The organism is Acinetobacter sp. UBA3461, from assembly GCF_002381195.1.
Taxonomy (GTDB): domain Bacteria; phylum Pseudomonadota; class Gammaproteobacteria; order Pseudomonadales; family Moraxellaceae; genus Acinetobacter; species Acinetobacter schindleri.
The window spans coordinates 21,896-33,397 of sequence record NZ_DFRO01000011.1 but is presented as its reverse complement, the minus strand read 5'-3'; the positions used below and the strand labels follow the sequence as shown (position 1 = coordinate 33,397).

General features: G+C 43.0%; 9 protein-coding genes. 2 read left to right on the top strand and 7 right to left on the bottom strand.

Annotated features, from left to right (window positions below):
- Positions 1–278: 278 nt before the first annotated feature.
- Together B3D47_RS02075 and trmB are read left to right on the top strand one after the other, a co-directional pair.
- The gene (locus tag B3D47_RS02075; protein ID WP_286859679.1) at positions 279–1,724 is read left to right on the top strand and encodes a SulP family inorganic anion transporter; all 1,446 of its coding nucleotides are present in this window, start codon (positions 279–281) and stop codon (positions 1,722–1,724) included.
- A gap of 158 nt (positions 1,725–1,882) precedes the next feature.
- Positions 1,883–2,599: a tRNA (guanosine(46)-N7)-methyltransferase TrmB gene (gene trmB, locus B3D47_RS02070; RefSeq protein WP_004894155.1), complete on the top strand. Its 717-nt coding sequence runs from the start codon at positions 1,883–1,885 to the stop codon at positions 2,597–2,599.
- Between the two features lie 166 nt (positions 2,600–2,765).
- Here trmB and B3D47_RS02065 read toward each other — a convergent pair whose 3' ends face one another.
- From B3D47_RS02065 to B3D47_RS02035, 7 genes are all read right to left on the bottom strand, one after another.
- Positions 2,766–4,193 carry a coniferyl aldehyde dehydrogenase gene (locus B3D47_RS02065; RefSeq protein WP_286859677.1) on the bottom strand — a complete coding sequence of 476 codons (1,428 nt, stop codon included), beginning with the start codon at positions 4,191–4,193 and terminating at the stop codon, positions 2,766–2,768.
- 42 nt (positions 4,194–4,235) lie between these two features.
- The gene (locus tag B3D47_RS02060; protein ID WP_286859675.1) at positions 4,236–5,849 is read right to left on the bottom strand and encodes a GMC family oxidoreductase; all 1,614 of its coding nucleotides are present in this window, start codon (positions 5,847–5,849) and stop codon (positions 4,236–4,238) included.
- A 137-nt stretch (positions 5,850–5,986) separates the two neighbouring features.
- Positions 5,987–6,766 (bottom strand): Rossmann-like and DUF2520 domain-containing protein, encoded by a 780-nt coding sequence (locus tag B3D47_RS02055; protein WP_286859673.1) that lies wholly within the window; start codon positions 6,764–6,766, stop codon positions 5,987–5,989.
- 126 nt (positions 6,767–6,892) lie between these two features.
- Positions 6,893–8,386 (bottom strand): OmpA family protein, encoded by a 1,494-nt coding sequence (locus B3D47_RS02050; RefSeq protein ID WP_286859670.1) that lies wholly within the window; start codon positions 8,384–8,386, stop codon positions 6,893–6,895.
- Positions 8,387–8,570: 184 nt separating this feature from the next.
- The gene (locus B3D47_RS02045; RefSeq protein ID WP_286859668.1) at positions 8,571–9,809 is read right to left on the bottom strand and encodes a dihydroorotase; all 1,239 of its coding nucleotides are present in this window, start codon (positions 9,807–9,809) and stop codon (positions 8,571–8,573) included.
- A 10-nt stretch (positions 9,810–9,819) separates the two neighbouring features.
- Positions 9,820–10,836 carry an aspartate carbamoyltransferase catalytic subunit gene (locus tag B3D47_RS02040; protein ID WP_004812299.1) on the bottom strand — a complete coding sequence of 339 codons (1,017 nt, stop codon included), beginning with the start codon at positions 10,834–10,836 and terminating at the stop codon, positions 9,820–9,822.
- Between the two features lie 222 nt (positions 10,837–11,058).
- Positions 11,059–11,385: a hypothetical protein gene (locus B3D47_RS02035; protein WP_004894140.1), complete on the bottom strand. Its 327-nt coding sequence runs from the start codon at positions 11,383–11,385 to the stop codon at positions 11,059–11,061.
- Positions 11,386–11,502 lie beyond the last annotated feature (117 nt).

Sequence of the window (11,502 nt, the reverse complement as noted above, 5' to 3'; positions counted from 1 at the left end):
TTCATTTAAAATAATATGTGCTGCCAACGAGCATGCACCAGGTGCATAGTAAAGCTTCATTTCTGATCCTTGTTATCTACTTCTCAATGTTTTAAATCGCTTCTAACAAACTTTCAAGTGATCAAACCTGTAAATTGCAAAAAAGCGTAACTGCCGCCAAAAGACATTTACTTCTTCAATATTGAGTATATTCCAGACATTTTCAAGTCATTCTTGTGTGGATTTTTATACCAGGACGATTAAGATACGCGGGGTTAAAAGTGAAATGATGAAATTCTGTGATAAGTCTGAAAAAAGAAGAATGGTTTTCCAATATCCGCACTGATGTTCTGGCTGGCCTGGTGGTCGGATTAGCCCTCATTCCAGAATCGATTGCGTTTTCTGCCATTGCTGGCGTCGATCCTCAAGTCGGTCTGTACGCATCTTTCTGTATCGCGGTATCTATTGCCTTCTTCGGTGGTCGCCCAGCAATGATCTCGGCAGCAACTGGTGCGATGGCGCTCCTTATGATTACTTTGGTCAAGGAGCATGGTCTGCAATACTTACTGGCTGCCACTATATTAACCGGGATTATTCAGGTAATTGCCGGTTCATTTAAAGTTGCCAAATTGATGCGCTTTGTTTCGCAATCAGTGGTCTATGGCTTCTTGAATGCCTTGGCGATTCTGATTTTTGTTGCGCAAATCCCGGAAATGCAAAAAATGGATGTGACCGGTTATCTGTTTGTTGCGATCGGTTTGGCAATTATTTATTTATTTCCTTATCTTCCGAAAATTGGTAAAGCCATCCCTTCTCCACTGATCTGTATTATCATCCTCAGCGGTCTGGCTCTTGTCCTCGGATCAGATATGCGTACCGTGAGTGACTTAGGGCATTTTCCAGATACCTTACCAGTTTTCTTGATTCCAGAAATTCCGCTGAACTTTGAAACACTACAAATTATTTTTCCTTATTCAGCGACTTTGGCCACTGTCGGTTTACTTGAAACCATGATGACCACCACTGTAGTCGATGAAGTCACCGATTCTGAAAGTGACCGCCATCAGGAATGCCGTGGTCAGGGTATGGCCAATATTGTCAGCGGTTTTATGGGTGGAATGGCCGGTTGTGCCATGATTGGACAGTCGATTATCAATGTTTCGTCTGGTGCACGTACCCGTCTGTCTACGCTTGTGGCAGGCATCTTCTTACTTTGCCTGGTGGTATTTCTGAAAGATTGGCTGGCTTATATTCCGATGGCAGCACTGGTAGCCATTATGATCATGGTATCATTTACCACCTTCCAGTGGGGTGCTATCCAGCAGTTTAACAAGCATCCGCTTGCTTTTAATGTGGTGATGATTACTGTTGTGCTGGTAGTTTTGGTGACCCATAACCTGGCATTAGGCGTGTTAATCGGCGTGGTATTGTCTGCCCTGTTCTTTATCAACAAACTGGAAAATACGGTTCACGTATATACTCATTTGATAGATGAACGTTCTCGTCGTTATGTGATTTCCGGGCAGATCTTTTTTAGCAGTTCAGACCGTTTCTATCAGTTCTTTGATTTTAAGGAAAACCTGGCAGTGGTTGAACTGGATCTGACTCATGCCCATATTTGGGATGTCACTTCTGTGAATATGTTCAATAACGTCGTACAGAAATTTAAAGCGCAAGGAGTTGATGTTCAGGTGACTGGACTGAATGAAGCCAGCAGTACTTTGGTCGACCGTTATCAAACCTGATCATCATTCATATGATTTAAAAGGGCCAATTGTTCCTTTTATTTTTCTCAGGAATAAGCTCAATGCCAGTTTTTAGTAGTGAATTCCCGAGAAAAGTTTGACTTGCTCCGCTCAGGACTTAAAATACCGCATTCTGAATTTTTAGATTTGCCAAAGTTATGTCGAACGATCAATTAGACCAGCAAGTCGTGGAGCTGGACAATTTAAGCGAGCACCGTGAAATTGTGACGTTTATGCGCCGCTCAGCGCCATTAAATACCTCTCAACGTACTGCGCTTGAACAATATGGTCACTTAATTTTGGAATATCCGGTGGGTGATTTACGCCAGCATTTTGAGCACCCTGAACGTCCGCTGACTGTAGAAATCGGCTTCGGTATGGGTCGTTCACTGGTATTAATGGCCAAAGCCAATCCTGAACGTAATTTTGTCGGTATTGAAGTGCACGTACCCGGCATCGCACAATGTGTGTATGAAGCAGGTATGGAAGGCTTAACCAACTTGCGTGTCCTGGATGCCGATGCAATTCAAGTCCTGCGTGAAATGCCGGATAACAGTATCAACACGGTGCAGTTGTACTTCCCTGATCCATGGCAGAAAAAACGCCACTTCAAACGCCGTTTCGTATCGCATGACCGTATGCCATTGGTTGAACAAAAGTTAGAGCTCGGCGGTACATTCCACGCTGCGACTGACTGGGAACCGTATGCTGAATGGATGCTGGAAGTTCTTGAAGAGCGTCCACGTTTGGAAAACCTGGCAGGTAAAGGCAACAGTTATCCTCGTCCTGACTGGCGTCCTCAAACTAAATTCGAGCGTCGTGGTATTGAAGCCGGTCACAAGATTAATGACTTTATCTTTAAGAAAATCTCTTAATCCAAGATGAATCCAAAAAAGCGCTGATGATTCAGCGCTTTTTTTATAAAAAAAATTTATCTTTGAATTAATGAATGATCGCGATCAGAATATCTGAAATCAATTTTAGAAAGAAAAATAGATTGATCATCTTTATACCAGGCAATTTTCCTAGGCATCACCCATTCTAACGCAAGAAGATACGATAAATCAGTTTCAAAATCGAACTGCCATACGGTGGATAAATCAGCTTCATTAAACTGAATTTCGGACGGCTAAATACTGACTTGGCATGACTAAAGGTCTTAAAGCCCTCATGTCCGTGATAATGCCCCATTCCAGATGGGCCAATCCCACCAAAGGGCATATCCTCCATACCAGCCGTCATTAAAGTTTCATTAAGACAGACCCCGCCACTGTGTGTCGTATGCAGGACTTTTTGTTGCTCAGCTTTGTTATAACCAAAGTAATACAGTGCCAATGGCCGGTCATGCTGGTTGATGTAGTTAATTACTTCATCCATCTGCTCATAGCCAATGACGGGCAGAAGTGGACCAAAGATTTCATTCTGCATGATCAGCATATTGTCATGGACATTGGTCAAGACCAGGTGCGGCAAACGGCGCCCATCTACCCCCTGTTCGATCTGATGCAACTGTGCACCTTTGGCCTGAGCATCCTCAATATATTGCTGTAATCGAGCAAGCTGCCGGTCATTGATGATGGTTGTATAATCCGGATTGCTTAAAATACTATTTGGATAAAATTGTCGAATAGCATCGAAGTAAGCTTCAATAAAAGCTTGGATTTGTGACTGATGCACAAATGCATAATCTGGTGCTACACAGGTCTGCCCGGCATTCATGGTTTTGCCAAAAGCCAGACGGCGTGCGCTTTCCTGTAAATCTGCATCCTTCGCAACGATAACAGGTGACTTACCACCGAGCTCCAGTGTGATTGGGGTCAAATTCTCCGCCGCCGCATGCATCACATGACGTGCAATTGAAGTCGCGCCAGTAAAGAGCAAATGATCAAATGGCAAAGTAGTAAATTGTTGCGCGACTTGTGCATTCCCCGTAACTACAGCAATCTGGTCAGCTGGGAAATAACGGGCAATCAGCTGTTGAAACAGACTAGAAAATTCCGGGGTATATTCACTCATTTTTAGCATGACCCGGTTACCCGCAGCCAAGGCCTGACCCAAAGGACCAATGGCGAGGAAAAGCGGATAATTCCACGGCACCACAATACCAACCACGCCTACCGGCTGATACATCACATAACCCGTGGCTGGCTGAAACAGAATACCAACCTGACGTTTACTCGGCTTCATCCATTTTTTCAGATGTTTCAAGCTGTGTTTCAGTCCATTCAAACTGGTCAGCACTTCAAACAGCTTGGTTTCGTCAAGACTCCGGTTCGAGAAATCCCGACTAATAGCAGCTGCCATCTCATGCTGATGCTCCACCACCATTTGGTATAGTGTTTTAAGTTGCTGTTGACGCTGCTCATAATCTGGATATGCTGCTTGCAAACATGCCTGACGCTGTTGCTGGAAAATATCCTGCATGTATTTGGCACTATCCAGATTTGTACCTTGTTCCCATGACGTCATATACGGTCCCTATTTATTCTGTAAAAAGAAATTCTCATATTTTTAAGCAACTTTCGATGTTTGCTGTCTTGCCCGGATTAGATCTACAGCTTTTTCTGCAATCATAATTGTTGGTGCATTGGTATTGCCATTCACGACCGATGGCATGACTGAAGCATCAATCACCCGCAGATTTTGAATGCCATAGACACATAATTCAGGATCGACTACAGACATATCATCAACGCCCATCTTGCAACTACCAACTGGGTGATACACCGTATCTACCCGATTGCGCAGGATTTCCCGAATATCCTCATCATTTTTTACATGCGCAGTAAATAAATCCTGCTTATACAGACTGGAAAGCGATGGTGACTGCATCAATTTTTGCGTCAGTTTAAAACCTTGGACCAGATCATCCAAATCGCGTTCATCGTTCAAGAAATTTGGATCAATCAATAGCGGATCATGAATGTTTGGCCCGCTCAGTTTAATTGAACCACGGCTGCGTGGATTTAATAAACAGACATGACAGGAAATGCCGTGGCTTCTACGGAATTTACGTGCATGATCATCCACTAATGCCACCACGAAATGCAATTGCAGATTGGGAGTTTTCAGTGCTGGCGAGCTTTTAATGAATCCCCCACATTCAGCAAAATTAGACGCAATCATGCCACGGCGTTCACTGCGATATCGCCTAATCTGCTTAAACATATCCAGTGAACCTGACATGGATATCCCGAAAGTTCCGGCAAATTCTTTGACGCTATAGCCGAAAATAAAATCGGGGTGATCATGAAAATTCTTTCCAACCCCTGGCAAGTGGTGCTTGAGCTCGATACCGTGTTGTTTCAGTTCTTCAGCATCACCAATTCCGGATAGCATCAATAGGTGTGGAGATTGCATGGCACCTGCCGAGAGCAAGACTTCCTGTCGCGCTCGTAACGTTTTTAATTGACCCGCATGTTGCACCTGCACCCCAACTGCCGCTTTTTGTTCGATTATAATTTTATGCGTGGTGGCTTTAGTCCATATGGTCAAATTCGGACGATTCAAATGTGGAAACAGATAAGCTCGAGCTGCGCTACAACGCTCACCATTATCATGAGTCACCTGATAAACCCCTAAGCCTTCCTGCTCTGCACCATTAAAATCATCCAGCACTGGATAGCCCTGCTCACGTGCTGCCTGTAAATATCGCTCATGGAAAATACTTTCTGTTTGGACATCGGATACATGTAAAGGGCCTGCATTACCATGATATTCATTCTGAATGCGATGGTTATTCTCAGATCGGATAAAATATGGCAGTACTTCATCATAAGACCAGCCAGTACAGCCCTGCGCTGCCCAATCATCATAATCGGCACGATTGCCACGGATATAAATCATGGCATTAATTGCCGAGGAACCACCCAGACATTTACCACGTGGCTGATAACCTTTACGTCCATTCAATCCTTTTTGTGGAACGGTTTCAAAAGCCCAGTTGTTAATTTTGGTTGGTAAACTCATGACACAGGCTGCCGGAATATTTACTGTCCAGGCATTGCCATGCCCACCTGCTTCCAAAAGACAGACAGAAATAGTGGGATCTTCACTGAGACGGCTGGCCAATACGCATCCTGCGCTCCCTCCACCAATAATGATGTAGTCAAATTCCTGTTGCATTGTTATTGTTCCATTTTCATTATTATCTTCTCAACTTAAGATATTTTCTGAAAATAGAACAATTGATATTCAGAATTAAACTCGATGCTTGATCGAGAAATCTGCATGCAATTCAGTTACCTATATATTTTTCAGGTTCAGGAAGCTTGATGGCGTTGCAGGATCTGCTGACTCATCAAGGCATATACTTCTGCCAGATCACTACGTTGTGACTGTTCCAGCATGGATTGATGCATATTCAGAATATTCTGATCTCCCCGCATAGCAGGACCTGTCTGCATCTGGCGTGGATCATTCTGTGTGGCTTTTTTTGCTGTTTCCAGAATTAATGGATAAAGCAGACTAAAATCCACTTGCTGTGCATCTATTACCTGTTTGGCTATGTCGTAACAGTAGTTACTAAAATTACATGCGAAGATTGCAGCTAAATGCAGACTCAGGCGTTGCTCTGAACTATATAAATAGACTCTACTGCTTAGGCTATTTGCTAAATTTTGAAGGATATTTTGTTCTTCTTGATCATGTGCTTCGATAAATAAAGGTGTATTTTCCCAGTTAATCTCACGTTCCAGGCTAAAGGTTTGTAATGGATAGAACACACCAGCACGTGTATGGATTTGTTTCAACACATCTAAATGAGTACTGCCGGAAGTATGTACGATCAGGTTATTCGGTAAATATGGATGAATCTGTTCAATAACCATGGCAATTGACTGGTCACTAACCGCAATAATGACCAGGTCCACACGATTATCCAGTTGCTCAGGCTTTTCAATTGCCTGTGCCTGAAATTGATCTGCCAATTGCTGTGCTTTTTCCAAGGTCCGGCTATAAATCTGCACAATCTCATGCTGTACTGACAATACACGGGCAAGATGATAAGCCACTCGCCCTGCTCCGATGATAGTAATCCGCATTTACTCATATTCCTGAACAATTGCGCACAGCATGCCAATAAAAAAAGGACGAAGCAATTCGTCCTTTTCATTTTGATCAACCTAGTTAAATAGGCTATTTAAATAAACCGTTCTTTAGTCTTGAATTTACACCTTCTGTTTTACACCTTGGTCATCGACCGCACGTACAGTCCCGGTATTGGTATTCATGACTTCAAAGGCAATACGACGGTTTTTATAACGGTCTACATCTTTAGCATTTGATGCATTGGGTTGAGCCGGCCCCATGCCTATCGCATTCAACTGGGCAGGATCGACCCCCTGTTTCACCAGATAGTTAACAATCGCCTGAGCACGCTGTAAAGAAAGTTGTTTATTTAGTTCTTCATCGCCTTGAGCATCTGTGTGACCAATCACTCGTAAATGAACTTGTGGCGCACGTTTCATTAAAGCTGCTGTCTGATCCAGAATCGACTGATTGATGGTCGGGATTTCAGTTGAACCTGGAGCAAAGTTGATTGCTTGCAGATTTAAAGCTGTCGCAACATCTAAAGCTTGGATTTGTTCTATAGGCATACTTGCCAAGACTTTTTCAGCTTCATTGCTCGGCGTATTAATCGCCTTTGCAGTACCAATAGGTTTTTGGGTAATGACCGTCATATTTTTTGCCAGCTGGCGAATTTCACCTGCGATACGTTCAGCATCGGCTGAATTCCCCGCTTGTACAGAAACCTGTTTTCCTTCCCAATGCAAACTGACATTTGGCACACCCTGCATTGCTTTTAGTACAGATGGAATCGTATCCTGATCGGTGAATTCAGAATGGTAATTATCATTACTTTCTGAACCGCAACCGATATTATAATTAAAAATCTGTTTGATCTCGTTTTGTAAAATTTCCATATACTGAGGATCATTAATCTGTACCTGACAGCTAGTAATCTGCCCCTCACTTCCAGTACTTAATTTTAGAAATGCAGTTTCAGTTGCGACTGCTTTAGATGCATTTTGCATATCCCGGATATCATCTGGATCATCATCACGTGTACAGCCTCGGAAGAAGAACATAATTAAAGCAGCCACGATAATAAAGGCAATGATCGGAATTAAAAAACGTGATCTTCTTTCTTTTTGAATCGCCGGTTCAACAGGTTCAGGATCAATTCCCGGTACAGGTGTTGGATGATGGCCAACCAATGGCGATGCACCTATAGCAAGTAACAGCTGTGATGCCCAAGTCGGCAACGCTTTTTGAATTGAATCATTATTGGTTTCAATTACATAATTAATTGCATCAGGATTAGATGCATCAGCTTCTGTTTTTAGATACTCAATAGTTGGTTTAATCGAACGGTTTAAGGTCTGTTCAAGCTGCTCTTGTGGCACGCTATCGGACAGGCTGGCCAGATGCTCGAGCAGACGTTGTTTGATTTCAGGTTTTTCTGTGAACAATTCACTGATCTTTGGATTTAATTGCTGACTGAGAGTTTCTGCCTGTTCCGGATGCACACGCAATATGCTCAGGAAAATAGGATAAAATTGCGCCAGCGCCTGCTCTTTGGCAGCAACATATTCTGTTTCGCCTTGCAGCACCGTCGGAGTAACATGATATTTTAATCGTTGAATCAGGTCGTCATTCATAAAGTCACCATTCTTTTGATTTTTTAATGATTAATATTTATTCAGTTTAAAACCCGATCTTTTTAGAAAATGTAAATAGTTGTATGAAAATCATAACATTTCAATAGTGCTAGTTAATGATATGTTTACCAAAATAAAAAAAGTCAGCCGAAGCTGACTTTAATAAAAACAATCAGGAACTGATTTATGCTGGCACAAAGCTTTGTAAAACTTTTCCTTTAACCTTTTGATTGATCAATGGTGTATTTTTACCTTGTGACACAATGCTCTCTTTCGTCAAAGTCCATTCTATTTCAGGATCAAGCAGCACCCAACCTGCCTCATTCATCCAGCGCTCTTGCATTTTAGCGACCTTGGCAGGTGCAATCGTCACTTTCTCTACCCATTCCAATGGACTAAACAGACCTTCTTTGATCAGTTGCAAACCAAATGGAAGGAAGGTATCAAATGCAGTAAAGCCAGGCTGAGTTTCTGCAAACGGCGCCATTTTTGCAGAGCTGCTGAGTGGTTCGTGATGGGTACAGATCGCATCAATCACTCCAGACTTCACGCCTTGACGCAGTAACTCTTTATCTAATTCAGAACGTAATGGCGGACGAACATGAGCCAGTGAGTTAAAGCCATCAATCAGTGCATCAGTTAAATGTAACTGATGCATCGCCACATCACATGTTACTGGTAGACCTTTTTCTTTGGCAATGCGGATCAGCTCAACCGAAGCACCACAAGACAACAAACCAAAGTGTGCATGCACTTTAGTCGCTTCAATCATCAGCAGATATTTAGCAATCGCGACAGTCTCTGCCAGTGCCGGAATCATTGGTAAACCTTGACGTGATGCAATAAAACCCTCATGCACACAGCCATCTTTGGCGATTTGCGGTTCTTCTGCATAGAACACTACAGTCAGGTTAAGACCTGCTGCATATTCTAGGGTACGCAGGACTACATCATCATTGGCAAACGGCGCGCTGGCATTGGATACAGCACTACAACCACCTTTTTTCAGACCCGCCATATTTGCCGGCTGTTGTCCATTTAAACCTTGTGTCTGCGCACCAATCACTTCCAGATAGATGCCGCCATCCAGCATGGCTTTTTCAACCAGACCATGAATCAAGGCACCATTGTCCTGCACGATTGGCTTTGAATCTGGTGGTGTAAACACATGCAGAATACCGTTTTCACGTGCTGCCTTGCCTTCAGACTTCAAGGTGCCATGCTGTTGCTGACCAGGCTCACGCAGACGCGCGCACAGATCGACCATGGTAGGCATCAGCCATTTACCATGACCATTAATCGTTTCTGACACATTTGCAGTTTCAGCAATACGCTTACCATTTTCCAGATAAACTGTTTGTACACTGTCAGTTTTTTCGATTGGGTCTAGAACTCGAACATTCTCAATTTTAACAATAGACATGACTTATTCCTTATACCGCAATCGCTTCAATCAAACCTTGTTCCTGGAGCTGGCCCTGCATTGAAAGTGCCAACACCGCCATACGTACTGCAATCCCATTGGTCACCTGATTCAGAATCACTGACTGTGGACCATCTGCAATACTGGAATCAATTTCCACACCACGGTTCATTGGACCCGGGTGCATGACGATGCAATCTGGTTTTGCCATGGCCAGACGTTCTTTGTTTAGACCGTACATTTTGTAGAATTCAGCCTGTGAAGATAGCGCCGGTGAATCAATCCGCTCGTTCTGAATACGTAAGGTAATGATCACATCGCAGTCTTTGATGCCGTCTTCCATATTATTGAACAGACGAACTTCTGGACCGTAATCATCGAAGCCATAAGGAAGTAAAGTATTCGGCGCAATCACACGAATATCTTTACAGCCTAAGGTTTGTAAGGCTGCGACATCCGAACGCGCTACACGTGAATGCTTGATGTCACCAATGATGGCAATTGAAATATCTTCAAAATTCTTTTTGGTCTCACGGCGAATCGTGAGCATATCCAGCATGGCTTGAGTTGGATGGGCATGACGGCCATCCCCCGCATTAATGATGGCCAGATTCGGACAGACATCTTTGGCAATAAAATGCGCTGCACCAGAAGATGAATGACGTACGACGAAAATGTCCGCTGCCATTGCTTCAAGGTTCCACAAGGTATCGCGCAGCGTTTCGCCTTTAGAGGTACTTGAACGTGCGATATCGATATTAAGAACGTTAGCAGAAAGACGCTTTGCAGCTGCTTCAAAAGTGGTACGGGTACGGGTAGAGTTTTCGAAGAAGAGGTTCATTACCGTTCGCCCTTCGAGCAAATTATTGGTAATGAGCTGATTTTGGTCATTAAAAAAGGACGCCGCAGTGTCCAGTATTTTTGTAAGAGTTTCTTTGGAAAGACCTTCGATAGTCAAGAAGTGTTTTAGATTGCCTTCTTTATTGAGTTGAATCTGGCTCGGTGTATGCAATGCAGCCAAGTGCATGAGAGATTCCTTATACGTTAAGTCAACGTATTATACAGAGATTCACTTCTGTTCGCACTTGGGAAATCGGCTACTTGTACAAAAACCGACTTGATAATAAAAATTGATTTTGAAATTCCTATGTATTTTTTCAATAAGATAATTTAACCTTTTTCTCAGATTGCTGTTTTTGCATGCAAAAAATGAGTGCATCAGTCTGGCGCATCTGCACTCATAACCAGCTTAGCGCAATGCGCCAATATAACGATGGGCAACTTGGGCGCGATGAATATCTTCTTGTGTCGGTTCCACAACAATCCAGTCATCCTGAACATGCTGAGTTGTATCTGTTAGAGATTCATCCTGATCCATAGACAGATCGAAAACCTGTCTTAATTTTTCTACCAGTCGTGATAACTCCTCATCTTGAGTTGCTATAGCCAGCTCAATCACATGCTTTGCATAGTCTTTATTTTCAGACAGGTAGATTGCATCAATTACACGACCGGAAATACGTCTTAAACGCGCATAAATTAAAGTTGCAATTGAAAAGCTATCCCCATTTACCATTTTAAACCCCCAATTATTTAAAAAATGAGACTGTAGCCCCTCCCCAGTGGCTACAGTCTCATTTTGTATAAGGAGCAATTTCCATACCAATTTGATTCACTTATCATGTATTTAATA